This window comes from Nocardia sp. NPDC056064 (genome assembly GCF_042266925.1).
Classification (GTDB): domain Bacteria; phylum Actinomycetota; class Actinomycetes; order Mycobacteriales; family Mycobacteriaceae; genus Nocardia.
This window is the reverse complement of sequence record NZ_JBHJWO010000001.1, coordinates 4234497-4259712: the sequence shown is the minus strand read 5'-3', so window position 1 is coordinate 4259712 and position 25216 is coordinate 4234497. Positions and strand designations below refer to the sequence as shown.

Genomic DNA, 25216 nt, shown 5'->3' with positions numbered 1-25216 from the left:
CTCAGGAGCAACCGCAGTTGCGCAGGGCGCCCGCCACCGCGTCGAGGGCGGGCCTGCTCACCTCCGGCAGCCTGTCGTTGGACATCAGCGCGAAAGTCAGCACCCGTCCGTCACGGTCGAGCACATACCCCACCAACGCGCTGGCCACGCTCAGAGTTCCGGTCTTGGCCCGCACCCAGCCCGCGCCCTGCCGGTTCTGGGTGACGAAACGCGGCGCCAGCGTGCCGGTGCCGCCCGCCACGGGCAGGTCGTCGAGCAGCGGCGCGAGAGCCGCTGCGCGCGGGTCGGTTTCGGGCCTGGCCTGGGTGCCCGCGGGGATCACGGCCGCGTCGCCGGTGGGCCGGGCGGCGATGGCGATGATCGAGTCGAGCAGTCGCGGCGGCACCCGGTCGTCCACCGAGAGGCCGCTGTTGTCGGCCAGATGCAGTCCGCTGACATCGAATCCGGAGGTGCTCAGCACGGCGGTGGTCGCGGCGACGGCACCGGCGAAGGACGCCTCCTGCCCCGTCGCCATGGCCAGTTCGCGCCCGATCGCCTCGGCCAGCACATTGTCGGAGTGGATCATCATGTCGTGCAGCCGGACTCGCAGCGGCGCCGATTCCACCCTGGCGATCTCGGCGCCACGCTGGGCGGCCTGCCCGACCCGCACCGCGGCCGGGTCGACCCCGAGTTCGGCGGCCAGCGCGCGGCCCGCGTCCAGGGCGGGGTTCGCGCTGCGCGGGGAGTAGTCGGCCGAGGGATCGAAGCGGCCGCCGTCGAGCATGATCGGCTCGATCGGCGCGATGGAGCCCTCGGGGATGTCGATGGGGTCCCAGCCCGAGGCCATGGTCGGCCCCGCGTAGACGGAGGTGTCGACGACGATCGAGCTCACCTTCGTCCCGGCCGCTCTCACCTTCGCGGCCAGGTCGGCGACGCGCGCGCCGTCGGTGTAGTAGCCGCCGTCGGCGCGGGTGGTCAGGGTCGGATCGCCGCCCGCCACCAGCACCAGCTCGCCGGGCGCCCCGGCGGTGACCTTCGTGGTCACCCGCTGTTCGTCGGGCAGGGTCAGCAGCGCGGCCGCGACCAGCATGATCTTGGCCGTCGAGGACGGGATCATGGCCTTGACCGGGTCCTGGCTCCACAGCACCGTCCCGCTGGCCGGGTCGGTCACCTGACCGGCGAACGACCCCAGATCGGGACTGCCGACCACCGGCGCCAGCGCGGCCGCGACCCCGGCCGGAGTCGGCGCGGGCGCATTGGACCCGGCCGGTGTCACCTGCGCGGGCGCGGGCTCGCCCGTCGGCGGCGCGGCCACCGTCAAGCCCCCGTGCCGGAATTCCGGTGACCACGGCTTCGCGATGGCCGCGAACCCACCCGCGATCACCAGCACCGCGACGAACACCGCCGCCAGCCAGATCCACAACGAACGACGCCCCCGCGGCCGTGCGCTCTCGCGCTGGATGACCACGGTCGGCGCCTCACTGCCGTAGGGCGGCTGTCCCCCTCCGCGCTGATCCATCAGGCCACCCGGCCGGCCGGAATCACGAACCTCGACATGAACGCCTCACCGATCCTCGACTGTCTCGCCCGACACGCCTCGACTGCGCGCGCTGAGCCGCCTGCCGCACCGGTGTTCCAGCACACCACACTATCCTCGTTGCGCAACGGTTCCCCAGAACGATCTGGCGATTCGGCACAGATGCACTCGAACGAGCAAGGAGATGGCGTGGAGTTCGACGTCACCATCGAGATCCCCAAGGGTTCTCGGAACAAGTACGAGGTCGATCACGAGACCGGCCGGGTCAAGCTGGACCGGTACCTGTACACCTCCATGGGCTACCCGGCCGACTACGGCTTCATCGAAAACACCCTCGGTGAGGACGGCGATCCGCTGGACGCGCTGGTGCTGCTGCCCGAGTCGGTGTTCCCCGGCGTGATCGTCGAGGCCCGCCCGATCGGCGTGTACCGCATGACCGACGAGGCAGGCGGCGACGACAAGGTGCTGTGCGTGCCCGCGGGCGACCCGCGCTGGGACCACGTGCAGGAGCTCGGCGACGTCTCGGAGTTCGAGCTGTCGGCGATCAAGCACTTCTTCGAGCGCTACAAGGACCTCGAGCCCGGCAAGTTCGTGCAGGGTTCGGAGTGGCTCGACCGCGCCGAGGCCGAGAAGGTCATCGACGAGTCCTTCACCCGCCTGAAGGAATCCGGCCACTGAGCCGCTAGCTTTACGCGAAACGGGAGGTCCGAATACTTCGGACCTCCCGTTTCGTTCGGTGGCTCACCCAGGGCGCTTCACCTTGCCTACCCTCGGGCCGCCGTGTCGGCCAGCGCGCCCGCGCCGTCGGCCGCCTTGGTGTCACCGGCGGCCTGGATGCCGCCCTGCATCCGCAGCGGGACCTCCTTCCAGAACAGCACCAGCAGCAGGGCCAGTGCCGCGACTGCCGCGGCGACCAGGAACACCGTCGACATCGAGTCGGCGAAACCCACCTGGAACGGCTTGGCCAGCTGCGGGTCGAGCTGCTGGATGATCGAGCTGTCCTCGAGCACGTGCCCGGCCGCCGAGGTGTCGTGCGCGAGCAGACCCTTGGCCAGCGCGGCGTCGGCGGGGTTGTCGCTGTGCGCGCCCGCGACCACGGCCTGCTGGTAGGCCGGATCGGTGGCCGCCTGCTGCATCTCGGTGGTGATGTTGGGGGTGAGCAGCGAGAACAGGATCGACAGGAACACCGCCGCGCCCAGCGTGCCGCCGATCTGGCGGAAGAACGTCGCCGACGCGGTCGAGACACCCATGTCCTTGGGCGGCAGCGCGTTCTGCAGGGCCAGCGTGAGCGGCTGCATCAGGTTGCCCAGGCCGAAGCCGGTGAAGGCCATGAAGATCATCGCCAGCCACAGCGGGCTGTCGGCGTCGAGCAGGTGCAGCAGGAACAGCCCGGCGGTCAGCATGACCGCGCCGATCACCGGGAAGGCCCGGTAGCGGCCGGTCTTGGAGATCAATCTGCCCGACACGATCGAGCCGATCATCAGCCCGAGCACCAGCGGCAGCATCTGCAGCCCCGCCTCGGTCGGCCCGGCACCCCGCACCACCTGCAGGTACTGCGGCAGCAGCAGCATGCCGCCGAACATGGCTGCGCCGACCACGAACGAGATCACCACGCCCAGCGCGAAGGTGGTGTTGGCGAAGATCCGCAGCGGGATCAGCGCCGCGTCACCCATCCGGTTCTCCACCGCGACGAACCCGACCAGTCCGAGCGCACCGATCACGTAGCAGATCACCGACGCGGTGCTGCCCCAGCCCCATTCGCGGCCCTGCTCGGCCACGATCAGCAGCGGCACCAGCCCGACGGCCAGCACCAGCGCGCCACCGAAGTCGATGCGGTGGGTGGCGTGCGGCTTGCGCGGCAGGTGCAGCACCTTGGTCACCACCGCCAGGGCCAGCAGGCCCAGCGGCACGTTCACCAGGAACACCCAGCGCCAGCCGGTGATGCCGAGGATGGAGTCCTGCCCGGCCAGCAGCCCGCCCAGCACCGGCCCGAGCACGCTCGAGATACCGAAGACGGCCAGGAAATAGCCCTGGTAACGGGCCCTTTCGCGGGGGCTGATGATGTCACCCATGATGGCCAGCGCCAGCGACATCAGACCGCCCGCGCCCAGGCCCTGGAACGCGCGGAACGCGGCCAGCTGATACATCGAGGTGGCCAGCGTGCACAGCAGCGAGCCGATGATGAACAGCCCGATCGCGGCCAGGAAGAACGGCTTGCGGCCGAACATGTCCGAGAGCTTGCCGTAGAGCGGGGTGCTGATCGTGGCGGTGATCAGATAGGCCGTGGTGGCCCAGGCCTGCATCGAGTAGCCGTGCAGGTCGTCGGCGATGGTGCGGATCGAGGTCGACACGATCGTCTGGTCCAGCGAGGCCAGCAGCATGCCGAGCATGAGCCCGGACAGGATGGTCAGGATCTGGCGGTGGGTGAAGCCGGCGGGCGATTCCACCGGGGGCGCCGTCGTGGTCACGAATTGTTCTCCGTACAGGTCGCGCTCGGTTCCGCCGGGCGGGCGAGCAGGGTGAGGCGGGCGCGGTCGTAGTCCGCGACGAAGCGGGTCAGCAGCGCGGCGAAGCTCGCGCGGTCCTCGTCCGACCAGTCCTCGGTGACGATGGCGACGCTCTCCTGGCGCCGCGCCCTGATCCGGTCGGCCACTTCGCGGCCCTTGGTCGTCACCTCGAGGACGGTCGCGCGTCCGTCGTCGGGATCGGCGGTCCGGATGACCAGCCCCCGATCGACGAGCTGGGCGACCTGCCTGCTGACTGTCGACGCGTCCGAGTGCACGGCCTCGGCCAGCGCACCCGAACGCATCGGCCCGTCGCAGACCAGCCGGAACAGCACGACGAAACCCGCCGGGTCGATCCCCGAGCGGTCCTTGACCTGCGCCAGCGCACGATCACGCAGCCGGTGCAGCCGCACGAGCTGGGTGGCGATCACATCGATCGCCGGTTCGCTCCGACTCACTACCTCACCTTTACTTGCATCAATCAATTAGTTGTGTGATGCAAGTATGTAGACAGAACGGTCACCGGGGCAACCGTTTGAACTGCCTTTACTCGCCCTTGAACTCGGGGGCGCGCTTCTGGAACACCGCCGTGATGGCCTCGGTGAGGTCCTTCGACGGCAGGAACGCCGCGTTCCAGGTCGACACGTACCGCAGGCCCTCGGCCACCGCCGGGCTGGTCCGCTGCTCGAGCACGTCCTTGATGCCCTGCACCACCAGCGGCGGGTTCTCGGCGATCTCGCGCGCCATGGCGTGCGCGGCCGCGACCACCGCGTCCTGATCGGCGAACACCTCGTTCACCAGGCCGATGCGCTCGGCGCGCGCGGCGTCGATGTCCTTGGCGGTGTAGGCCAGCTCGCGCAGGTGGCCCTCGCCGATGATGCCGGGCAGGCGCTGCAGCGAACCCATGTCGGCCACGATGGCGACCTTGGCCTCACGCAGGCTGAACTTGGCGTCCGCGCTGGCCAGGCGGATATCGGCGGCCGCGATCAGGTCCAGGCCACCGCCGATGCACCAGCCCGAGACGGCCGCGACCACCGGCTTGGTGCACTCGGCGACGGCCGTGATCGAGTCCTGCATGTCCCGGATGACCTTGAGGAATTCGGTGCGCGGCGCGGCCTTGGCGTCGTCGGCCAGCACCGGCGCGAGCATGCCGCCCATCGCCGCCAGGTCCAGGCCGAAGGAGAAGTGTTTGCCCGCGCCGGTGAGCACCACCGCGCGTACCTGCGGGTCGGCGTCGAGCGCGCGGAAGATCTCCGGCAGCTCGCGCCAGAAATCCGGTCCCATCGCATTACCCTTGCCCGGCCCGATCAGGGTGACCTGCGCGACATGGTCGGTGGTCTCGACGGTGAAGGCTTGCCATTCAGTCATGGGTCGAGTCTATTGGCGCCCGGCCAAGTTCCTCCGAGCACCCTGGCCGAACCCCAAAATCCCGCTCCCCCGGCATATTTCCCGCAATCGCCCTACTCTGGAATCATGCGCAGGTCGTCTCTTCCGGCGGTCGCATGCCGCGTCGCCGACACGCTCATCGCCCGCGGGCACCACGGCGTCATCGTTTCGCCCGAGACGCCGACCCCCACCGCGGCCGATGCCGCCCGCGCCCTGGGCGCCGACCCGACCGCCATCACCACCTGCCAGGTCTTCCTCCTCGACGACGACCCCGTCCTGCTGCTGGTCGCCGACCACCACCAGGTCGACCTGAAACGCACCGGCAAACGCCTCGACGGCACCCTCACCCCCGCCCCCGCCGCCCTGGTCGAGCGCATCACCGGCCAGCCCATCGACGGCACCGCCCCCGTAGGCCACCCCACCAACCTCCCCACCTGGGTGGACACCGCCCTGGCCGCGCATCCGGAGATCTGGGCGGCGGGCGGTCACCCGAACACGGTGTTCCGCACCAACTTCCGCGAACTGGTCCGAATCACCGCCGGTCTGCCCCTGGACATCGACTGAGCCCGCCGGGGTGACATCGATCAAATACCCGGCGTGGCCGTAGGCGCTCCGGGTGGCCGGGCGTAGTTTGGGGCGGTGGGTGATGTGCGACCGAATCCCGGCGAATTGGTGATTCCCGACGATCTGAGCGGGATCACCGCCGAGCAGTACCGGGCGTCGATGCGCCACTATCCGGCCGGTGTCACCGTGGTGACCCTCGGCGCCGACCACGGCCCCGTCGGCTTCACCGCCACCTCCTTCGCCTCCCTGTCGCTCGAGCCCCCGCTGGTCTCGTTCAACATCGCCCACACCTCCTCGAGCATCGCGGCCCTGCGCGAGGCGGGCTCGGTGGTCATCCACTTCCTCGGCGAACACCAGCACCACCTGGCCCACCGCTTCTCCCGCACCGCCGCCGACCGCTTCACCGACCGCTCCCTGTGGACCCCCCTCGACACCGGCGAGCCCGTCCTGCACGGCACCCCCATCTGGCTCCGCGCCACCGTCCACCAACTCATCGACATCGGCGACCACACCATCGCCATCGCCCTGGTCACCCGAGTCCACGACGAAACCCACGAATCCCCCTCCGCGGCCCCCCTCCTCTACTACAACGGCAGATACCACCGCCCCACCGTCCTCGACACCTGACACAGATCGGACGACGACCGTGGCCACAAGCGAGTTCCGCGTTACCGGCGTCTTCCCCGTCAGCTACCAACCGACCCCGCACATCGTCGGATATGTCAGCGGCACCTTCACCGTCGGCGACCCGGTAGAACTACGACGAGCAGGCGAGACCATCGCCCACGGCGTCGTGGAGTGGATCGGCTTCCACACTTCTCCCGCCGGCGAGTTCTCCTTCACGCTGTCGACGAGGCTCGCCGGTCATGTCCAGGCAGGCGATGTCCTGCACGCGATGGATACGACGGAATACCTGATCGCCACCCACGGAGGCGATTCCCTGCTCGAGTCCGCGAAGCACGCGCGCGCCGGGCGAACGGTGGGACGCGAGTTGGCGGATCCGGAGGCGAGATCGTGATCGTCGCCGTCGGCGGACATTACGAGGAGTAGTCCGCCGACGCACCGCTCAGTGGACCGACGAACATCCCGGCCGGGCGGGCCGGGACGACCCGGAATCAACCGATCAGGCAAGGGGCGGCGCCCGCCTCGGAATCGGGAGTGAGGGGGCGGGTTTCGGGGGTGGGGTTCCAGAGGCCATCGGTGGCGGCGTAGTCCCAGGTGGGGCCCTGGGTGACGAGGGTGGCGACGGCGGTGATCAGGCGGTCGACGTCGGCGGGGGTGGTGCCGAGGCCGATGCTGGCGCGCAGGGCGGCGTCGAGGCCGAGGCGGGCGAGCAGGGGGTGGGCGCAGAAGCGGCCGTCGCGGACGCCGATGGCGTGTTCGGCGGAGAGGTAGGCGGCGACCTGGCCGGGGGCGTACCCGTCGACGGTGAAGGCGACGATGCCGACGGAGTCGGAGCTGTCGGACCAGATGCTGACCAGCGAGACACCGGGAAGAGCACTCAGCCCGTCACGCAGCCGGTCGGCCAGGAAGCGTTCGTGCGCAACGAGTTCGGCGGGATCGATGGCGGCCAGCGCGTCACAGGCGGCGGCGATGGCGGCCGCGCCGAGCACATTCGGCGATCCGGCCTCGTGCCGCTGCGGCGCGGGAGCCCATTGCACCGCGTCCACACCCACCGACCGCACCGCGCCACCACCGGCCAGATACGGCTCCCCCGCGTCCAGCCAGTCCCGGCGCCCGACCAGCACGCCGGCGCCGAAGGGCGCGTAGAGCTTGTGCCCGGAGAAGGCGAGGTAGTCGATGCCGGTCTCGCGCAACGAGATCCGGCGATGCGGCGCGAGCTGGGCCGCGTCGACGAGGATGCGCGCCCCGCACAGGTGCGCGATGGTGGCCAGCCGCTCCAGCGGCAGCACCTCCCCGGTGACATTGGAGGCCCCGGTGATGGCGAGCAGCGCGGCGGGCTTGCTGCACAGTTCGGCGACGACGCGGCGGATGGTCTCCTCGACGGTGTCGGCGGCCTGCACGACCCGTCGCCCGTGCGCGGTCCACGGCAGGAAGTTGGCGTGGTGTTCGATGTCGAGCACCACGGTCTCGCCGGGCACGCACCCGGCCAGCAGGTTCAGCGAGTCGGTGGTGTTGCGGGTGAACACCACCACCTGGTCGTCGTCGGCGTCGAGGAACCGGGCGACGGCGCCGCGCGAGGCCTCGTAGCACTCGGTGGAGATCCGCGAGGCGTAGCCGGCCCCGCGGTGCACGCTGGCGTAGTACGGCAGCAACTGCGAGATCCGGTCGGTGACCTGCTTCAACGCCGGCGCGCTCGCCGCGTAGTCGAAGTTGGCGTAGGTGCTGGTACCGCCCTGCACGAGCGGCACCTGGAGGTCGGCACCGGAGACGGCGGCCAGGGCACAGGTGGGGTCGATTACTGCGGTCATGACGAAATCCCGTCGGCTCAGGGACTCGTTCCCGAGGGGGATGCTCCGAGTCCGCGCTTGCCGCGCCCACTGCGGACGGCGGCCAGGTCGTCACCCGGAGCACCCCACCGCGGAGGAGGGTTGCCGACCAGCTAGCCGGGGCTTGTCGCTGGTACTCGTGACCTGTTCCGAGAGTGACAGACGATCCCCGCGGCTGTCAACCACCGCCGCGGAATCACCGTCCGACAGCCCCCGCACGCGATTGCCCCCGGATTGCCCTCGCGCGCGAACCTCCGCAACCATCGGACGACTCCACGATGGAACAGCCAAATGATTGAGTTCCCCCACTATTTGTTAGAGTGGCCGCCATGTCCTCGAACCCGAACGCCGCCCGCGGCCTGCCGCGCTACCCGGTGTACGCGCTCGCACGACTCACCAAGGCCCTGCACGCCGAGATCGACCTCCCGCTGCGCGACCACTGGGTGCTCACCTTCGTCGCCGAGAACGCCGACCTGACGCAGAAGAAGGTCGGCGAGGCGCTCGGTATCGACCGCAGCGAAGTGGTCCGGCTGGTCGACACCCTCGAGGGTGCGGGCCTGGTGGAGCGCACCCGCGACGGCACCGACCGCCGCAAATACCGGCTGCGCATCACCGACGCGGGCCGCAAACGCTGTAAGCGCACCGACAAGCTCATCGCCGAGGCCACCGCCCGGGTGCTGGCCCGCCTCGACGCCGACGAGCAGGCCACCCTGCACCGGCTCGTCCTCACCGCGCTCGGTGACGAGGCGGATCCGTCCACCTGAGCACCGGCGCGGCACGCCGCGCACGAAGTCGGAAACAACGTCCGGCGAGTACCGTTGGCATCTGGTGACCATCCCGTTTGCCCTCCGGTAACCCGACCGTGAAACAACAGACACCGATGGGGGTCAACCGATGAGAGGTGGACGCAGCGCGATGCTCGAGCCACACACCGAATTCGGGGCAGAGCTGCTCCGCGACCCGCTGCTGCGCGCCGATCTGGCCGCCGCGCCGCGCACCCTGGTCGACATCCTGACCAGCACCGCCCAGGCCCACCCCGACGCACCCGCGATCGACGACGGCACCGTGGTCCTGAGCTACCTGGAACTGGTCGCCGCCGTCGAGGCCAGGATGGCCGAGCTCACCGACGCGGGCGTGCGCCCCGGCGACCGGGTCGGCGTGCGGATGCCCTCGGGTTCGGCCGCGCTCTACGTCACCATCCTGGCGGTGCTCTACTGCGGTGCCGCCTACGTCCCCGTCGACGCCGACGACCCCGAGGAACGCGCCAAGCTGGTCTTCGGCGAGGCCCGCGTCAGCGCGATCGCCACCGGCGAGGGCATCGAGTCGGCCACCACCGCCACCGGTGACGCGCACTGGGACACCCTGCCCACCCCCGCCGACGACGCCTGGATCATCTTCACCTCCGGTTCCACCGGCACCCCCAAGGGCGTCGCGGTGACCCACCGCAATGCCGCCGCCTTCGTCGACGCCGAGGCCCGGCTGTTCTTGCAGCGCAAGCCGATCGGCCCCGGCGACCGCGTGCTGGCGGGCCTGTCGGTGGCCTTCGACGCCTCCTGCGAGGAGATGTGGCTGGCCTGGCGCCACGGCGCCTGCCTGGTCCCCGCCCCGCGCGACCTGGTGCGCACCGGCGCCGACCTGGGCCCGTGGCTCATGCGCCGCGGCATCAGCATCGTCTCCACCGTGCCCACCCTCGCCGCCACCTGGCCCGCCGAGGCGCTGGAATCGGTGCGGCTGTTGATCTTCGGCGGCGAGGCGGTGCCGCCGGAACTGGCCGAACGCCTGGCCGGTCCCGAACGCGAGGTGTGGAACACCTACGGCCCCACCGAGGCCACCGTCGTCGCGTGCGCGGCCCAGCTCGACGGCACCATGCCCGTACGCATCGGCCTGCCGCTGGACGGCTGGGACCTCGCGGTGGTCGATCCGCAGGGCAACCCCGTCCCCGAAGGCGAGACCGGCGAGCTCGTCATCGGCGGCGTCGGCCTGGCCCGCTATCTCGACCCCGCCAAGGACGCCGAGAAGTACGCGCCCATGCCCTCGCTCGGCTGGGAACGCGCCTATCGCAGTGGCGATCTGGTGCGCAACGACGACCAGGGCCTGATCTTCCTCGGCCGCGCCGACGACCAGATCAAGATCGGCGGCCGCCGCATCGAACTCGGCGAACTCGACAACGCCCTGCAACACCTGCCCGGCGTGAGCGGCGCGGCCGCGGCCATCCGGACCACCAAGGCGGGCAACAAGATCCTCGTCGGCTACCTCACCGGCGCGGGCCCCGGCTACGACCTGAAGAAGGCCAGAGAGATTCTGGCCGAACAACTTCCGGCCCCGCTGGTCCCGCGCCTGGCGATCGTCGCCGACCTGCCGACGCGCACCTCGGGCAAGGTCGACCGCGACGCCCTGCCCTGGCCGCTACCCAGCGCCGAGGACACCGCCGAACACGGCCTGCACGGCACCGCCGCCTGGGTCGCCGGACTCTGGGACGCCATCCTCGGCGCCGAGGTGACCGGCCTGGACACCGACTTCTTCGATGTCGGCGGCGGCTCGCTCGCGGCGGCCCAGCTGGTCGGCGCGCTGCGCGAACGGTATCCGCACGTCACCGTGGCCGACCTCTACGACCATCCGCGCCTCGGTTCGCTGGTCGAGCTGCTCGACGGCAGCGCCCCGGTCGACGCCGTTGACGAACGCGTCGTCACCCCCACGCCGCTGCGCGCGCAGATCACCCAGGTGCTGGCGACCATCCCGCTGACCACCCTGACCGGCCTGCAATGGGTCACCTGGCTCACCGTCGTCTCCGCCATCGCGGGCTGGTCGGGCTCGCTGCCGTGGCTGCCGCGCCTGTCGTGGTGGTGGATCGCGCTCGCGTTCATCCTGTTCATCTCGCCACTGGGCCGGATGACGCTGTGCGTCGCCGGTGCGCGCGTCCTGCTGGCCGGGCTGCGCCCCGGCACCTACCCGCGCGGCTCGGGGGTGCATCTGCGGCTGTGGGCGGCGGTGCGGCTCTCGGAGGCCAGCGGTGCCGAAAGCCTGTCCGGCGCACCGCTGATGGTCCCGTTCGCCCGCGCGCTCGGCGCCAAGATCGGCAAGGGTGTCGACCTGCACACCCTGCCCCCGGTCACCGGCATGCTCGAACTCGGCGACGGCGCCAGCGTCGAACCCGAGGTCGACCTGTCCGGCTACTGGGTCGACGGCGACCGCGTGCACATCGGCGGCATCACCATCGGCGAGGGCGCGGTGATCGGCGCGCGCTCGATCCTGCTGCCCGGCAGCAAGATCGGCAAGAAGGCCGAGATCGCGCCCGGCTCGGCGGTCTCGGGCAAGGTGAAGGCCGAGCAGGAGTGGGCGGGCTCGCCCGCGGCCAAGACCGGCAAGGCACCGCGCCGCTGGCCCGATCACGCACCCGAACGCGCCCGGCACTGGCTGCTGGTCTTCGGGGTGTCCTCGATGGTGCTGGCCGCCATGCCGGTGTTCGGCCTGGCCGTCGGCGGCACCTTCATCGCCTGGTGGGTGCGCGAGGAGACCACCATCGGCGCGGCCGCCCTGCACGGTTTCGCCATCCTGCCGGTGGCCACACTGCTGAGCCTGTTCGTCTACGCCGCGGCCACCGTGCTCGCCGTGCGACTGCTCGGCATCGGCCTGCGCGAGGGCTACCACCCCGTGCGCAGCCGCACCGGCTGGCAGGTCTGGGCCACCGAACGCCTGCTCGACTCCGCCCGCACCTTCCTGTTCCCGCTCTACGCCAGCCTGCTCACCCCGCTGTGGCTGCGCCTGCTCGGCGCGCGGATCGGCAAGAACGTCGAGGCCTCGACGGTGCTGCTGCTGCCCAAGTTCACCGTGGTCGCCGACGGCGCCTTCCTGGCCGACGACACCATGATCGCCAGCTACGAACTCGGCGGCGGCTGGCTGCGCATCGGCGAGGCCAAGGTCGGCAAGCGCGCCTTCCTCGGCAATTCCGGCATGACCGCGGTCGGGCGGCGGGTCCCCAAGAACGGTCTCGTCGCGGTGCTCTCGGCCGCGCCGAGCAAGGCCAAGGCGGGCTCGTCCTGGCTGGGCAGCCCGCCGGTGCGGCTGCGCCGGGCCGCCGAGTCCAGCGACACCTCGCGCACCTTCGACCCGCCGCTGCGGCTCAAGCTGGCCCGCGCCGTGGTGGAGACCTGCCGGCTGATCCCGGTGATGGTCACCTTCGCGATCGGGCTCGGCGTGCTGTTCGTCCTCGCGCTGATCGCCCAGCACTCCGACTACCTCGTCGCCGCGCTGGCCTCCGGCTTGGTGCTGATGGCGGCGGGCGCGCTGGCCGGTGCGCTCGCGGTGGCCGCGAAGTGGTTGCTGGTGGGGCGGATTCGCGCGGTCGAGCATCCGCTGTGGAGCTCATTCGTGTGGCGCAACGAGGTCTCCGACGCCTTCGTCGAGACCGTCGCCGCACCCTGGTTCGCGCGCGCCGCCACGGGTACTCCCGTGATGAATCTGTGGCTTCGCGGACTCGGCGCCAGGATCGGGCGCGGGGTATGGTGCGAGTCCTATTGGCTACCGGAGGCGGACCTGGTGACACTCGGTGACGGCGCGACGGTGGAACGCGGCTGCGTGGTGCAGACCCACCTGTTCCACGACCGGATCATGTCCATGGACACCGTCACCCTCGACGCGGGCGCCACCCTCGGCCCGCACTGCGTCGCCCTGCCCGCCGCCCACATCGGCGCGGGCGCCACCATCGGTCCCGCGTCGCTGGTCATGCGCGGCGATGTCGTCCCGCCCTCGACCCGCTGGTGGGGCAACCCCATCGCGCCGTGGACCGGCCCCGTCTCGACCGTGGAGTCGAGGCAGCGCGGAGCCGCCTGATGCGGAGCAAGTTCTACGAGGACCCGATCGACCCCTACCTGCCGCAGAACGGCAATCGCGGCTACCGGGTCTCGCGCTACGAGCTGGAGCTGAGCTACCGGCCCGCCAGCAACCGGCTGGCCGGGCGCGCGGTGGTCATCGCGGTCACCACCGCGGCGCGGACCTGGTTCACGCTGGATCTGTCGCAGGCGCTGACGGTGTCGAAGGTGCTGGTCAACGGGTCGAAGGTGGCCAAGTTCGCGCACCAGCAGGGCAAGCTGGCGATCACCCCGCAGCAGAAGATCCCGGCAGGCGGGGTCCTCGAGATCACCGTCGGCTACGCGGGCACGCCCAAGCCGGTGCGCGGGCCGTGGGGCGAGGTCGGCTGGGAGGAGCTCACCGAGGGCGCGCTGGTCGCCAGCCAGCCCAACGGTGCCGCCTCCTGGTTCCCGTGCGACGACCACCCGAGTTCCAAAGCGTCCTACCGGATCTCGATCACCACCGACAGCCCCTTCCACGCACTGGCCAACGGCACGCTGATCAGCAAGCAGGCCAAGGCCAGCCAGACCACCTGGGTCTACGAGATGGCCGAGCCGATGGCGACCTACCTGGCCACCATCCAGATCGGCAACTACCGCAAGTACCGGGTGGGCACGCCCGGCGAGCCGGTGCCGATGCAGGCCGTGGTGCCGCCCCGGCTGCGCGCGAACTTCGAGCACGATTTCGCGCGTCAGCCGGAGATGATGGCGCTGTTCACCGAGCGGTTCGGTCCGTATCCGTTCGAGAACTACAGCGTGGTCGTCACCGAGGACGAACTCGACATCCCGATCGAGGCGCAGGGCATCTCCATCTTCGGCGCCAACCACTGCGACGGCAGGCGCGGTTCCGAACGCCTGGTCGCCCACGAACTGGCCCACCAGTGGTTCGGCAACAGCCTCACCCTGAAGCGCTGGAGCGATATCTGGCTGCACGAGGGCTTCGCCTGTTACGCGGAATGGATCTGGTCGGAGGCCGCGGGCGGGCCGAGCGCCGACCAGCTGGCCAGGGCCGCGCGCGCCAATCTGGCCCGTCAGCCGCAGGACATCGTCGTCGGCGATCCGGGCCCCAAGGACATGTTCGACGACCGCGTCTACAAGCGCGGCGCCCTCACCCTGCACGCCCTGCGCCTGGAACTGCGCGACCACCTGTTCTTCGAACTGATCCGCGAGTGGACCGCGCGCTACCGGCATGCCACGGTCACCACCGAGGAATTCGTCGACCTGGCCGGTCACTACAGCGTGGCGCCGCTGCGCTCGCTGTTCGCGCTGTGGCTCGGCACCAAACCGCTGCCGCAGCTACCCCCGCTCGGCGGACAGGCGCATCAGAACACCAGATAGCGCTGGGCCAGTTCCTCGATGAGCGGATCGTCGGCGGGCACCATCTCCAGCGCCTCGAGATCATCGGACACCGCGATGCTGCGGGAATCGTCGCGCTCGGGGTCGGGGCCGTCCTCGGCCAGCTGGCGCAACAACTTCTGCCGGACTCGATCCTTCAGTGAATCGCGCATATCTCCACAGTGCCTGGCCGACGGCGCGGTTTCCAGTATCAGACCGGGGCGAGCCAAGTCCCCCACGGCGTGTTGCGCAACACGGAGTAGACCGCGAGCAGGCCGAAGAACGTCCACACCGTCACCGCGCTCAGGCGCGGTAGCCGCCACCCCAGACCGCGCCGGGCCCGGATCAGCCAGTCGACGACGAACACCGCGAACGCGACCACCAGCGCCACCGCCAGCAGATTGCTCTGCAACGCGTCGACGACCCGGCCGTCGGTCAGATTATGGATCGAGCGCATGCCGCCGCAGCCCGGGCAGTACACCCCGGTCAGCGCGTAGACCGGGCACAGCCCGTAGGAACCCTCCACATGCGGGTCGCGCACGTGCAGCACCACCAGCGTGGCGATCCCCGCCCCGGCGGCGAGCAGCGGCGGCGCCAGCCGACGCCACAGCGGGCGCGGGGCAGGCTCCTGACCTGCGCCGGAAAAACCTGCGGTGACGTGCGAGATGTCCACCCTGAACACGGTAGCGGCGGCCGTTGCGCACCGCCAGCACGCCGCCGTCGTGACAGTTCCCGCCACGCCGTAACTTTCCGGTGTTTTCGTGCGATTTCACAGTGTCTTCGCCCGCTGTGACCCAGTCGACAACAAATGGGACACTGTGACCCGCTAACACTAGCTAGCGCGCGTGCTTGCACTGTACGGTGGCCTACGACACAAAGGAGTGCCGACATGCTTGCGAAGTCGATGAAGACGCTCGCGGCAGCGCGAAACCTGGTCTCGCACGTAGAGACCGGCGCCCTGACCGCCCAGTACCGTGCCGCGCTGCGTAACCGCAGCTTCGCGACGGAGAGGCTCAACGCCCCCACCGTCGCGCACGAGGTCGTTCCGGTCACCACCGCCGACGGCGCGAACCTGCGGGTTCACGTCTACGGCCCCGAGACCGCCCCCACCCTGGTCCTCATCCACGGCTGGGCGTGCAGCATCGAGTACTGGAACCCGCAGATCAGCGCCTTCGCCGGCGAGTACCGCGTGGTCAGCTACGACCAGCGCGGCCACGGCGAGTCGACCCTGGGCACCGTCGCCCCCAGCGAGCACACCCTCGCCGACGACCTCACCGCCGTCCTGGACGCCACCCTGCGCCCCGACGAGCGCGCCGTCCTCGTCGGTCACAGCATGGGTGGCCTCACCATCCAGGCCTGGGCCAAGCACCACCCCGAGCAGGTCGCCGAGCGGGCCGCCGCGGTGCTGCTGGCCAATACCGCCAACGCCGACATCCGCTGGGAAACCGACATGCTGCCGGTGCTGAACAAGCAGCTCACCTTCGGTGAGTACCCGGTCACCGTGCTCGGCGCGCCCGTGCGCATGCCGCAGCCGATCAGCGAGTCGCTGCTGTTCGCGCCGCTGCCGATCCCCGCGGGCTGGCTCACCGAACAGGTCTTCCGCTACCGCATCGTCACCCCCGAGGCCACCGCCGACGAGGTCGACTTCGCGATCGGCATCATCCGTTCCTGTCGCCCGCTGGCCCGCGGCCGCCACGCCGCCGCCATGGCCGACATGGACCTGTCCGAGGGCACCGCCAACCTGAACGTCCCCACCACGGTGATCGCCGGCGCCCAGGACCGCCTGCTCCCCCAGCGCCTCTCGCGCCCCCTCATCGACACCCTGCGCCGCACCGGCCACCTCGCGGATTTCCACATCCTCCCGCACGGCCACCTCGGCAACATCGAAGACACCGCCGCCTTCGACGCCGTCCTCCGCCAGATCCTGCTCTCCGCCACGAACTCTCGGGCCACCCGCCGCAACGTCGCCGCCCGCTGACCCGAGTCAGGTCTCCTGAGCCGGTCAACGGCGATTCGCTCAGGAGCACCCCGTGAAGGGCCCTCGACCATGTCGGGGGCCTTTTCCGTTAGCCTTGAAAGGTGACTCTTCGGCACATGGCGGTGTTCGAGTACGGCGGCGAGTCGATCCACTACGCCCAGCGCGGCTCCGGTTCGCGGGTGGTCATCTTCCTCCACAACCTGGGTTCGAGTCGGCTCATCTGGGAACCGGCGATCGCCGGACTCGACGACCGTTTCACCGCGTACGCCCTGGACTTCCCCGGCTACGGCGACTCCCCGCTGACGACCGAGCCGAGCATCGACCGCCTCGTCGAGATCCTCGAGGGCTTCGTCGCCGAGATCGGTGCCGAGCGCATCGATCTGGTCGGCAACTGCGTGGGCAGCGCCGTCTCGCTGCTGTTCGCCGAGCGCAACCCGTCGACCGTCGGGTCGATGGTCCTGTTCAACCCCGCCACCGCCGCCACCCTCGCACCGACCCCGCTGGGCGTGCTCGCCCGGCTGGCGGCACGAAATGTCTTCCCCCACCGCCTGCTTCGCGCGCTCACGTTGCCGAAGCCGATCGCCGACGCGATCGTGTGGGCCCAAACCGGCACCGGCCGGGTCGCGGCGTCGAACGCGGGGACCAGGGAGCGGTTACGAGACCTGTGGACCGACAAGGGGCGCATCCTGCCCATGGCGGGCATCGCCGCCGCCGTGGCCGTGCCGTTCGAGCGCGTCGACCGGATGTCACCGGATGTGTTCGCCGACATCAACGTTCAGATGATCTGGGGTGAACGCAACAGGGTGCTCTCCGCGAAAGCGGGCCGCGAACTCGCCCACCGCCTCGGCGTCCCCTACCTCGGCCTTCCCACCGCGGGCCACCTCGCGATGCTGGAAACACCCCCGGAAGAAATCGACGACATCCTGCGCGCGACACTCACCCCTTGATCACAGCGAGGGCGAGCCCTGCCCCTTACGCCGGTACGGAGCAGAGTCAGGATTCGCGCGCCGCGATGGCGGCCTGGATCCGCCGCAGTGTGCGCAGCCCCTTCTTCGCGGCCACACTCACCATCCCGTCGAACACCGTCGACCCCCTGTCCTCGGCCATCAGCCGCTCCAGGGTCGGCACCGCGCGATCGTCCCCGGTCGACCCGAGCGCGACCGCCGCCCAATACCGCTGGTCCGGATCATCGCTCCGCGCCGCCGCACACAACCGGGGGATGATGTCCGGCGCGAACCTGGCCAGCGCACTGGCGATGTAGCCGATCCGGAAGTACCGCCGGTTCTCGAACTCGTCCCACAGCGCGGCCAGCGCCGCCTCCCCACCGATCAGCCCGAGCGCCTCGGCGGCCCGCTCCCGCATCCAGCTGTCCGAGTCCCGCAGCAGCGGCGCCAACACCGCAACCACCGACTCGTCCCCCAACTCCCCCAGCGCGATCACCGCCTGCTCCCGCGCGATCTGCTGCGAATGCTCCAGCATCGCCACCAACCCGGGAACCGCCTCCCGCACCCCCAGCGCCGCACATCCCATCGCGGCCCACGCCTGACAGTTGTACCGAGTGTCGGCGAGCGCGTCGAGCAGCGACGGCGCCAACGACGCGTCCCCGAACACCGCCGCCCGATTCAACGCCCGGCTGTATAGCGCCCGATGGTAGGCGGGATAGTCGCGAACGAGCACCCGCAGCGTGTCCTTCGCCGACCCGTCCCCCGCATCTGCCCGCTCGAGCAGAACCCGCAGGTTCTCCTCCCGGGTCTCGAGATCGCCATCCCGAAGAAGTCGCGTGTCAGCTGAGTTCACCCCGCAACGATACGGCCAGATCCCCGACCCACCGCACCATCTGCTCCCCCGCCTCGACCACCACCGTCGTGGACGCCGACCAATTCCCGTCCGCATGCCGCCACGGCCGGACTGTCCAGGTCAACCCGACATGACCCCCGGACCCGAAAACCGCCTCGACCCGCAGATCCCGGTCCACGCTCGACCATTCCCGAACGCCGTCCCAGCCGGCGAAGTCGGCACACAAACCATCGAAGAACGGGACCAGATCACACTCGCCCAGCACAGCCAACGTCACTCGATGCAGGGCCGCGCGCAGCCCGGGCCCCCCGACCTCGACACAAACCTGAACCGATCCATCGTCCCAAGGATCGACCCGATTCCCCAGCCGAACCCACGTCCCCCCACCCGGCGTTCCGAAGGACACGCCCACATCCTGGCCGCAGTCACAATCACTCACCGTATACCCCCTGAATCCACACGGTGATCACGCGAACCCTCTCTCCGACAAACGATTCCCAATCCACAGTCGTGGATGCGATCACCTACCCAGACTCGGCAACCTTTCGTGCGAGTGCGCGGGCCGCCCGTTGTCTAGCCAGAACGTGTACTCCCGAAGAGCGGTTTCGAGCCCATTGTCCAGGTACCGCGAGTAGGCGCGCAGCCCATCCGCCGCCTCACGCTCCTGATCACGATCATGAACAGACCATTCACGCTCGAGCCTTCCGAGCCATTCAGCGACCTTCGCCCGATCCGCCCACCAGTCACGGATCAGCTCGACGGTCCAATGAGCGTCGCCGTCACAGGCGTAGGCGCGGAAGGGATCGACCCACGCGGCGGACAGCAGCAGTCGGGTTTCACGAGCGTCGCGCGGCTGCCGGAACACCACTTCGCTGCCCATGCCGTCCTCGTAGACGATGTGATCCTGCGCGATCAGCCGCCCCATCCAGCAACTGTCGGTAGCGGCCCCGTAGAACGGCCCCGGCACATTGCGCCAATCCCGCTCCTCCCACAAACCACGACAGTAGTCATCCGGATCGCCCAAGCGCCGATCCTTTTCGCCAACCACCGGAAGTTCCGCGGAGGCGACGACCGTCGGCATCGGATCCCAATACATCCCGCGACCATAACCGCCAACGCACCCCGGCTCAGGCGCCGTGTAGACATTGGGGCATGGGAGCTTGGGGCTACGGAGCCTTCGACGACGACACCGCGCTGGACTTCCTCGATGCCCTCGACACAGACAAGGACATCACCGCGCACCTACAGGACCTGCTCACCCAGGCGACGTCCACCGAGCACCTGACCTACACCGTGTCCGTCTCCGCACGGGCGGTGATCGCCCTGGTAGCCGAACGTGCACAGCCCGGCGCAATCGCCGATGACACTGGTCGCGAGTACTCCCGCACCCTCGCATTCACCACGGACGAGACCCTGCGCGACCTCGCCGTTCGCGCCCTGGACCGCATCCTCGACCCACACCACAACGAGTGGCACGAGCTCGTCGCCCGGAACGGCCTGCTGGAGCCCGAGATACACACTGAATGCGCGAGCTTTCGATCAGCCCTGGCCGGAAAACAGAAAAACAGCCCGTAAAGGGCTGTTTCCGAGTGGAGCCGCCTGGGGGAATCGAACCCCCGACCTTTTCATTACGAGTGAAGCGCTCTACCGACTGAGCTAAGGCGGCGTGCCTTTCGGCGACGCGAGTCTATCGCGGGGAGGGGGTGAATGCGAAAACGGGTGGTCAGGTGGCGCGGGCGGAGATGAGGGTGGCGACCATGGCGGCGACGGCGAAGCGGGGTTTGACGTTGAGGTCGAGGGCTTCGCGGCAGGCGAGGACGGCGTCGATGCTGCGGAGCAGGCCCTCGGGGCGGACGGCGGTGGCGAGGTCGGTGATCTCGGTGGCCATGTCGGGGTGGGTGAGGGTGATGGGGGTGCCGCGGCCGGCGAAGCGCATGGCCAGGGCGTCGCGGTACATGCCGGCGACGTCGATCAGGGCGCGGTCGAGGGCGTCGCGGCCGGTGCGGGTGGCGCGGGACTTCTGGCGGCGTTCGAGGTCTTTGAGCACGCCGGCCGAACCGCGGGTGGCGGAGGCGGCGCCCTTGCCGGTGCCGCCCGCGCCGAGGGCGGTGGCGAGTTCGTCGCGTTCGCGGTCGTCACGCTCGGCGCTCATCTGCTTGGCTTCGTCGTCGGCCGATTTCACCAGTTCGTCGGCGGCGGCGTAGGCGGCGCCGGGGCGTTCGGTGGCGGTGACCAGGGCGAGGGCGCGCTTGCGGCGCTTGCGGGCGTCGTCATCGGTGGCCAGCCGACGGGCCCGGCCGACGTGGCCGCCGCTGACCGAGGCCGCCCATTCGGCGGTCTTCGCGTCGAGCTGATCGCGCTCGCGCAGTACGTGCGCGATGGCGGGTACCGACGGCGTGACGAGGTGGACGTGCCTGCACCGCGAACGCAGGGTGACGGAGATGTCCTCGGGATCGACCGAGGGCGCGCACAGCAGGAACACCGTGCGGTCCGGCGGCTCCTCGACGACCTTCAGCAGCACATTGCCCGCCGCCTCGGTGAGCCGGTCGGCGTCCTCGACCACCACCACCTGCCAGCGCCCGGTGCTCGGCCGCCGCGAGGCGACCTGCACGATCTCGCGCATCTCCTTGGTGCTGATGCTGAGCCCTTCGGGCACCACCCTGCGCACGTCACCGTGCGTCCCGGCCATCGTCGTGGTGCAGGCGTGGCACTTCCCGCACCCGACCACCTCGGGATCGGTGCACTGCAAGGCTGCCGCGAAGCACAGCGCGGCCACCGACCGACCCGAGCCGGGCGGCCCGGTGAACAGCCACGAATGTGTCATCGCCCCGGTGACGACACCGGCCCGCGCCGCCGTCGCGGCAGCGGTCAGCTCCGCCTCGACCACGTCCTGGCCGACCAATCGATCGAAGACACCTGCCACGCCAGACACCCTAGTCGCGGGCTACGACAGGTTCGACGAACGGCCCACCACGACCGGCCTCGGCCGCCGAGACCCGACGCCACGATGGGCGATGCGGCACCGGGTTGCGGATGCTGCTCCGCGCCGACCGGATACAGGACGGCGGACGACTCGCCCCTGGTCAGTCCTCGTCCGAAGCGGCGGGTTTCGCCGGGGCCTTCTTCGCCGCGGTCTTCTTGGCCGCCGTCTTCTTGGCAGCGGTCTTGGTCGCCGTCTTGGTGGCGGTCGACTTGGCCGCGGTCTTCTTCGCGGGCGCCTTCTTGGCCGCCTTCTTCGCGGTGGTCTTCTTGGCGGCCTTCTTCACCGGCCCCCGCGCGCGGCGGTCGGCCAGCAGCTCGGAGGCGCGCGCGTCGGTGATCGACTCGACCTCGTCGCCCTTGCGCAGGCTCGCGTTGGTCTCGCCGTCGGTGACGTACGGACCGAACCGGCCGTCCTTGATCACCATCGGCTTGTCGGTGGCCGAGTCCTTGCCCAGCTCACGCAGCGGTGCGGCGGCAGCAGCCTGACGACCCCGGCGCTTGGGCTCGGCGTAGAGCTTGAGCGCCTCGTCCAGGGTGACGGTGAACAGCTGCTCCTCGGTCGCCAGCGAGCGGGAGTCGGTGCCCTTCTTCAGATACGGGCCGTAGCGGCCGTTCTGGGCGGTGATCTCCTCACCGGAAGTGGGGTCGGCGCCGACCACGCGCGGCAGCGACAGCAGCCTCAGCGCGTCGTCGAGGGTGATCGTGGCCAGGTCCATCGACTTGAACAGCGAGCCCGTGCGCGGCTTGACCTCGGCGGCCTTCTTGGTGGTCTTCTTCGCCGGAGCAGCGGCCGGGTCGGGTGCGGGCGGATCGGGCAGCACCTCGGTGACGTACGGGCCGAAACGTCCTTCCTTGGCGACGATTTCGTGCCCCGACACCGGATCGACGCCGAGCGAACGGCCTTCCTGCGGCGTGGAGAACAGCTTCTCGGCGACCTCGGGTGTCAGCTCGTCGGGCGGCAGATCGTCGGGCAGGTTGGCCCGCTGCGAGATCGGATCACCTTGCGGGTCATCGGGATTGACGACCATCCGCTCCAGGTACGGCCCGAACCGGCCGACCCGGACCACGACGTCGCGTCCCTCTTCGTCGACGAACATCTTGATCGAGTTCACTTCGCGGGCGTCGATGTCGTCGAGCTGCTCGCCGACCATCTTCTTGAGCCCGCCCGAGCGCGCGACCGAGCCCTCGGCGCCGTGATCGCCACCGAAATAGAAGCTGGTCAGCCAGTTTCCGCGCTGCTCGCGGCCACCGGCGATCGCGTCGAGGTCGTCCTCCATCGCGGCGGTGAAGTCGAAGTCGACCAGCCTGCCGAAATACGCCTCGAGCAGCCCGACCACCGCGAACGCCACCCACGACGGGACCAGCGCGCTGCCGCGCTTGTAGACGTACCCGCGGTCGAGGATGGTCTTGATGATCGAGGAGTACGTCGAGGGACGGCCGATGCCGAGCTCTTCGAGCGTCTTGATCAGCGACGCCTCGGTGTAGCGGGCGGGCGGGTTGGTGCTGTGGCCGTCGGGGGTGAGCTCGACGGCGGTGACGCCCTGGCCCTCTTCCAGTGCGGGCAAACGGGATTCGGCGTCGTCGGACTGGCCGCCCGCTTCCTCGTCCACGCTCTCGACGTAGGCCTTCAGGAACCCGGGGAAGGTGATGGTGCGACCCGAGGAGGAGAACACACACTCCTCGCCGGTACGGGCGGTGCCGGTGATGCGCAGGGTCAGCGTGGTGCCGCGCGCGTCGGCCATCTGCGAAGCGACGGTGCGCTGCCAGATCAGCTCGTAGAGCTTGAACTCGTCCTGGTCGACCTTGGACGCAAGCTGGCCCGGCGTCATGAAGGTGTCACCGGACGGGCGGATCGCCTCGTGGGCTTCCTGCGCGTTCTTGACCTTGCGGGTGTACTGGCGCGGCGACGGCGAGACGAACTCCGCGCCGTAGAGCTGGGTGGCCTGCGAGCGCGCCGCCGCGATGGCCGACTCCGACAGCGTGGTCGAGTCGGTACGCATGTAGGTGATGTAGCCGTTTTCGTAGAGCCGCTGGGCCACCCGCATGGTGCGCTCGGAGGTGAAGCGCAGCTTGCGACCCGCCTCCTGCTGCAGCGTGGAGGTCATGAACGGCGGGTACGGCTTGCGCGTGTACGGCTTGGCCTCGGCGGAGGACACGACCAGATCGGCGCCGTCGAGCGCCTCGGCCAGCCTGCGCGCGTACGCCTCGTCCAGCACCACGACGCCGGAGGCCGACTTGAGCTGCCCGTCGGAACCGAAATCGCGGCCCGAGGCCACACGGTCGCCCTGGACCTGCACGAGGCGGGCGCCGAAAGTGCGCGGATTGGTCGAATCGGTGGCCTCGTCGAGGCCCGCGTCGAGCTTGGCGGCGATGTCCCAGTACTCGGCGGACCGGAACGCCATGCGCTCACGCTCACGCCGCACGATCACCCGGGTGGCCACCGACTGCACGCGACCGGCCGAGAGCCGGGGCATGACCTTCTTCCACAGCACCGGACTGACCTCGTAGCCGTAGAGGCGGTCCAGGATGCGGCGGGTCTCCTGCGCGTCGACCAGATCGTTGTCGAGTTCGCGCGTGTCGGCGGCGGCGGCGAGGATGGCCGGCTCGGTGATCTCGTGGAAGACCATCCGGCGGACCGGGACCTTCGGCTTGAGCGTCTCGAGCAGGTGCCAGGCGATCGCCTCGCCCTCGCGGTCGGGGTCGGTGGCGAGGTAGAGCTCGTCGGCGTCGGCCAGCAGGCTCTTGAGCTCGGAGACCTTGGCCTTCTTGTCCGGGCTGACCACGTAGATCGGCTCGAAGTCGTGATCGACGTCGACACCGAGGCGGGCCCAGGACTGGCCCTTGTACTTGGCGGGCACGTCGGCGGCGCCGCGCGGAAGGTCGCGGATGTGGCCGACCGAGGCCTCGACGGTGTAGTTGCGGCCCAGGTAGGGCGCGATCTTGCGGGCCTTCGTCGGGGACTCGACGATCACGAGACGACGCAGGGGACGCCCCTGGTCGGCTGAACTGCGGTCTCGTGTTGCCACCGGCGAACACCTTCCTTCTAGATCCGCGCGTCGGGTGGTCCGCTCGGTGCGCGACTGGGGCAGACGGCGCGACGTTCGGACATCGCCACCAGTGACGTTTATACCCTGCGCGCCTGGGTAGCCGCGTCGACCAGGCTACGAAGACACCCGAAAGTCATACGGATCGGGCCCGGAAACGGCTCGTCCCCCACCTCCGAAGACGGAGGTGGGGGACGGGCGTTGATGGGTTTCGCAGCTCAGGAGAGCGCGCGAACGCCGGTGGCCTGCGGGCCCTTGGTGCCCTGGCCGACCTCGAACTCGACCTTCTGGTTCTCTTCGAGGGTACGGAAGCCCGTGCCCTGGATCTCCGAGTAGTGGACGAAGACGTCAGCGGAGCCGTCCTCGGGCGCGATGAAGCCGAACCCCTTCTCCGCGTTGAACCACTTCACAGTTCCCTGTGCCATTCTGTTCCTTCTCTTTCTTACCGGAACGGCGGACAACTGGGTTCGTCCACCGGGCCCGTTCCGACCGCTGTACTGTTGGTCCCCCTGCAAGGAAATCCTGAGCACGGCGTTCGCAACATCGATCCTGCTGATGGTTGGACCTTCGATCCGTCCCTCGAACACAGAAGCTTGCGACCGAGACCCAGTGAACCATGTCTTTGAGCAATTCAACAGCCGAGTTACCGACAATTTGCAAAATTCTTGATCTTGCGAATGTGCAGGTAAGGGACACATTGGGTGAATCCGTACTTTCAGTCTGTTTGCTTCAGGATAACCGGGTGAGCTTCCAGCAAACCAGCTGTGACCCAGGTCGCTATTGGGTTACGAAATCGCAGGTCGTGGTCTCGGC

Annotated in this window: 23 protein-coding genes, 1 tRNA gene and 1 riboswitch; of the genes, 10 read left to right on the top strand and 14 right to left on the bottom strand. The window is 69.6% G+C overall.

Annotated elements, in window-relative coordinates; all coding sequences use genetic code 11:
• Nucleotide 1: 1 nt before the first annotated feature.
• The gene (locus ACFC06_RS19720) at nucleotides 2-1498 is read right to left on the bottom strand and encodes a D-alanyl-D-alanine carboxypeptidase/D-alanyl-D-alanine-endopeptidase (RefSeq protein ID WP_375933007.1); all 1497 of its coding nucleotides are present in this window, start codon (nucleotides 1496-1498) and stop codon (nucleotides 2-4) included.
• A gap of 207 nt (nucleotides 1499-1705) precedes the next feature.
• Between ACFC06_RS19720 and ACFC06_RS19715 the strand changes: the two genes are divergently transcribed.
• Nucleotides 1706-2194, top strand: coding sequence for an inorganic diphosphatase (locus tag ACFC06_RS19715; RefSeq protein ID WP_278260571.1), 489 nt, complete (start codon nucleotides 1706-1708; stop codon nucleotides 2192-2194).
• A gap of 86 nt (nucleotides 2195-2280) precedes the next feature.
• On the opposite strand, the gene ACFC06_RS19710 is transcribed toward ACFC06_RS19715, so the two are convergent.
• From ACFC06_RS19710 to ACFC06_RS19700, 3 genes are all read right to left on the bottom strand, one after another.
• Complete coding sequence (locus ACFC06_RS19710) at nucleotides 2281-3984, bottom strand: MDR family MFS transporter (RefSeq protein WP_375933004.1); 1704 nt, start codon at nucleotides 3982-3984, stop codon at nucleotides 2281-2283.
• Nucleotides 3981-4478 carry a MarR family winged helix-turn-helix transcriptional regulator gene (locus ACFC06_RS19705; protein ID WP_375933001.1) on the bottom strand — a complete coding sequence of 166 codons (498 nt, stop codon included), beginning with the start codon at nucleotides 4476-4478 and terminating at the stop codon, nucleotides 3981-3983. Before ACFC06_RS19705 ends, ACFC06_RS19710 begins: the two co-directional genes overlap by 4 nt.
• An 88-nt stretch (nucleotides 4479-4566) precedes the next feature.
• Entirely contained in the window at nucleotides 4567-5388 is an 822-nt protein-coding gene (locus ACFC06_RS19700) for a crotonase/enoyl-CoA hydratase family protein (RefSeq protein WP_375932998.1), read from the bottom strand.
• Between the two features lie 105 nt (nucleotides 5389-5493).
• Here ACFC06_RS19700 and ACFC06_RS19695 point away from each other — a divergent pair, with 105 nt between their 5' ends.
• The 3 genes from ACFC06_RS19695 (at nucleotide 5494) to ACFC06_RS19685 (ending at nucleotide 6988) form a co-directional block, all read left to right on the top strand.
• Nucleotides 5494-5970 carry a YbaK/EbsC family protein gene (locus tag ACFC06_RS19695; RefSeq protein ID WP_375932995.1) on the top strand — a complete coding sequence of 159 codons (477 nt, stop codon included), beginning with the start codon at nucleotides 5494-5496 and terminating at the stop codon, nucleotides 5968-5970.
• A 159-nt stretch (nucleotides 5971-6129) separates the two neighbouring features.
• Nucleotides 6130-6597, top strand: a complete 468-nt coding sequence (locus tag ACFC06_RS19690; RefSeq protein WP_375935636.1) for a flavin reductase family protein — start codon at nucleotides 6130-6132, stop codon at nucleotides 6595-6597.
• Nucleotides 6598-6616: 19 nt separating this feature from the next.
• Entirely contained in the window at nucleotides 6617-6988 is a 372-nt protein-coding gene (locus ACFC06_RS19685; protein WP_375932992.1) for a hypothetical protein, read from the top strand.
• 97 nt (nucleotides 6989-7085) lie between these two features.
• Here ACFC06_RS19685 and ACFC06_RS19680 read toward each other — a convergent pair whose 3' ends face one another.
• On the bottom strand, nucleotides 7086-8402 hold the full coding sequence (locus tag ACFC06_RS19680) for an aminotransferase class V-fold PLP-dependent enzyme (protein ID WP_375932989.1): 1317 nt from the start codon (nucleotides 8400-8402) through the stop codon (nucleotides 7086-7088).
• A gap of 48 nt (nucleotides 8403-8450) precedes the next feature.
• A riboswitch (SAM riboswitch) is annotated at nucleotides 8451-8565 on the bottom strand.
• A gap of 184 nt (nucleotides 8566-8749) precedes the next feature.
• Here ACFC06_RS19680 and ACFC06_RS19675 point away from each other — a divergent pair.
• The 3 genes from ACFC06_RS19675 (at nucleotide 8750) to ACFC06_RS19665 (ending at nucleotide 14605) form a co-directional block, all read left to right on the top strand.
• The gene (locus tag ACFC06_RS19675; RefSeq protein WP_375932986.1) at nucleotides 8750-9184 is read left to right on the top strand and encodes a MarR family winged helix-turn-helix transcriptional regulator; all 435 of its coding nucleotides are present in this window, start codon (nucleotides 8750-8752) and stop codon (nucleotides 9182-9184) included.
• Between the two features lie 151 nt (nucleotides 9185-9335).
• Nucleotides 9336-13250 carry a Pls/PosA family non-ribosomal peptide synthetase gene (locus ACFC06_RS19670; protein ID WP_375932983.1) on the top strand — a complete coding sequence of 1305 codons (3915 nt, stop codon included), beginning with the start codon at nucleotides 9336-9338 and terminating at the stop codon, nucleotides 13248-13250.
• Nucleotides 13250-14605, top strand: a complete 1356-nt coding sequence (locus ACFC06_RS19665) for a M1 family metallopeptidase (RefSeq protein ID WP_375932980.1) — start codon at nucleotides 13250-13252, stop codon at nucleotides 14603-14605. The genes ACFC06_RS19670 and ACFC06_RS19665 overlap by 1 nt, the downstream gene beginning before the upstream one ends.
• On the opposite strand, the gene ACFC06_RS19660 is transcribed toward ACFC06_RS19665, so the two are convergent.
• Complete coding sequence (locus ACFC06_RS19660) at nucleotides 14590-14775, bottom strand: hypothetical protein (protein ID WP_375932977.1); 186 nt, start codon at nucleotides 14773-14775, stop codon at nucleotides 14590-14592. The genes ACFC06_RS19665 and ACFC06_RS19660 overlap by 16 nt on opposite strands.
• A gap of 38 nt (nucleotides 14776-14813) precedes the next feature.
• Entirely contained in the window at nucleotides 14814-15275 is a 462-nt protein-coding gene (locus tag ACFC06_RS19655) for a DUF2752 domain-containing protein (protein WP_375932974.1), read from the bottom strand.
• A 216-nt stretch (nucleotides 15276-15491) separates the two neighbouring features.
• On the opposite strand from ACFC06_RS19655, the gene ACFC06_RS19650 reads away from it, so the two are divergent.
• Both ACFC06_RS19650 and ACFC06_RS19645 read left to right on the top strand, forming a co-directional pair.
• Nucleotides 15492-16580, top strand: a complete 1089-nt coding sequence (locus ACFC06_RS19650) for an alpha/beta fold hydrolase (protein WP_375932971.1) — start codon at nucleotides 15492-15494, stop codon at nucleotides 16578-16580.
• 101 nt (nucleotides 16581-16681) lie between these two features.
• Entirely contained in the window at nucleotides 16682-17527 is an 846-nt protein-coding gene (locus ACFC06_RS19645; protein ID WP_375932968.1) for an alpha/beta fold hydrolase, read from the top strand.
• A 46-nt stretch (nucleotides 17528-17573) separates the two neighbouring features.
• Here the strand turns inward: ACFC06_RS19645 and ACFC06_RS19640 are convergent, their stop codons facing one another.
• The 3 genes from ACFC06_RS19640 to ACFC06_RS19630 all read right to left on the bottom strand — a co-directional run bounded on the left by ACFC06_RS19640 (nucleotide 17574) and on the right by ACFC06_RS19630 (nucleotide 19473).
• The gene (locus ACFC06_RS19640; RefSeq protein ID WP_375932965.1) at nucleotides 17574-18377 is read right to left on the bottom strand and encodes a HEAT repeat domain-containing protein; all 804 of its coding nucleotides are present in this window, start codon (nucleotides 18375-18377) and stop codon (nucleotides 17574-17576) included.
• Nucleotides 18364-18783 carry a DUF6228 family protein gene (locus ACFC06_RS19635; protein ID WP_375932962.1) on the bottom strand — a complete coding sequence of 140 codons (420 nt, stop codon included), beginning with the start codon at nucleotides 18781-18783 and terminating at the stop codon, nucleotides 18364-18366. The genes ACFC06_RS19640 and ACFC06_RS19635 overlap by 14 nt, the downstream gene beginning before the upstream one ends.
• Nucleotides 18784-18897: 114 nt before the next feature.
• A complete protein-coding gene (locus ACFC06_RS19630) occupies nucleotides 18898-19473 on the bottom strand; it encodes a ferredoxin (protein ID WP_375932959.1) in 576 nt (191 codons plus the stop codon).
• Between the two features lie 56 nt (nucleotides 19474-19529).
• On the opposite strand from ACFC06_RS19630, the gene ACFC06_RS19625 reads away from it, so the two are divergent.
• Nucleotides 19530-19952 (top strand): DUF4259 domain-containing protein, encoded by a 423-nt coding sequence (locus tag ACFC06_RS19625; protein WP_375932956.1) that lies wholly within the window; start codon nucleotides 19530-19532, stop codon nucleotides 19950-19952.
• Between the two features lie 15 nt (nucleotides 19953-19967).
• Here ACFC06_RS19625 and ACFC06_RS19620 read toward each other — a convergent pair.
• The 4 genes from ACFC06_RS19620 to ACFC06_RS19605 all read right to left on the bottom strand — a co-directional run bounded on the left by ACFC06_RS19620 (nucleotide 19968) and on the right by ACFC06_RS19605 (nucleotide 24828).
• Nucleotides 19968-20043 (bottom strand) — tRNA-Thr (locus ACFC06_RS19620).
• 57 nt (nucleotides 20044-20100) lie between these two features.
• Nucleotides 20101-21300, bottom strand: a complete 1200-nt coding sequence (locus tag ACFC06_RS19615; RefSeq protein ID WP_375932953.1) for a DNA polymerase III subunit delta' — start codon at nucleotides 21298-21300, stop codon at nucleotides 20101-20103.
• Nucleotides 21301-21460: 160 nt separating this feature from the next.
• A complete protein-coding gene (topA, locus tag ACFC06_RS19610; RefSeq protein ID WP_375932950.1) occupies nucleotides 21461-24385 on the bottom strand; it encodes a type I DNA topoisomerase in 2925 nt (974 codons plus the stop codon).
• A gap of 236 nt (nucleotides 24386-24621) precedes the next feature.
• Nucleotides 24622-24828 carry a cold-shock protein gene (locus ACFC06_RS19605; protein WP_019044597.1) on the bottom strand — a complete coding sequence of 69 codons (207 nt, stop codon included), beginning with the start codon at nucleotides 24826-24828 and terminating at the stop codon, nucleotides 24622-24624.
• Between the last annotated feature and the right edge of the window lie 388 nt (nucleotides 24829-25216).

Bases quoted from the DNA above. Each gene is read 5' to 3' on its own strand.
- ACFC06_RS19720 (WP_375933007.1), bottom strand. From the start codon at position 1,498: ATGGATCAGCGCGGAGGGGGACAGCCGCCCTACGGCAGTGAGGCGCCG.
- ACFC06_RS19700 (WP_375932998.1), bottom strand. From the start codon at position 5,388: ATGACTGAATGGCAAGCCTTCACCGTCGAGACCACCGACCATGTCGCG.
- ACFC06_RS19695 (WP_375932995.1), top strand. From the start codon at position 5,494: ATGCGCAGGTCGTCTCTTCCGGCGGTCGCATGCCGCGTCGCCGACACG.
- ACFC06_RS19690 (WP_375935636.1), top strand. From the start codon at position 6,130: ATGCGCCACTATCCGGCCGGTGTCACCGTGGTGACCCTCGGCGCCGAC.
- ACFC06_RS19680 (WP_375932989.1), bottom strand. From the start codon at position 8,402: ATGACCGCAGTAATCGACCCCACCTGTGCCCTGGCCGCCGTCTCCGGT.
- ACFC06_RS19675 (WP_375932986.1), top strand. From the start codon at position 8,750: ATGTCCTCGAACCCGAACGCCGCCCGCGGCCTGCCGCGCTACCCGGTG.
- ACFC06_RS19670 (WP_375932983.1), top strand. From the start codon at position 9,336: ATGCTCGAGCCACACACCGAATTCGGGGCAGAGCTGCTCCGCGACCCG.
- ACFC06_RS19665 (WP_375932980.1), top strand. From the start codon at position 13,250: ATGCGGAGCAAGTTCTACGAGGACCCGATCGACCCCTACCTGCCGCAG.
- ACFC06_RS19660 (WP_375932977.1), bottom strand. From the start codon at position 14,775: ATGCGCGATTCACTGAAGGATCGAGTCCGGCAGAAGTTGTTGCGCCAG.
- ACFC06_RS19650 (WP_375932971.1), top strand. From the start codon at position 15,492: ATGCTTGCGAAGTCGATGAAGACGCTCGCGGCAGCGCGAAACCTGGTC.
- ACFC06_RS19630 (WP_375932959.1), bottom strand. From the start codon at position 19,473: ATGTATTGGGATCCGATGCCGACGGTCGTCGCCTCCGCGGAACTTCCG.
- ACFC06_RS19625 (WP_375932956.1), top strand. From the start codon at position 19,530: ATGGGAGCTTGGGGCTACGGAGCCTTCGACGACGACACCGCGCTGGAC.
- ACFC06_RS19605 (WP_019044597.1), bottom strand. From the start codon at position 24,828: ATGGCACAGGGAACTGTGAAGTGGTTCAACGCGGAGAAGGGGTTCGGC.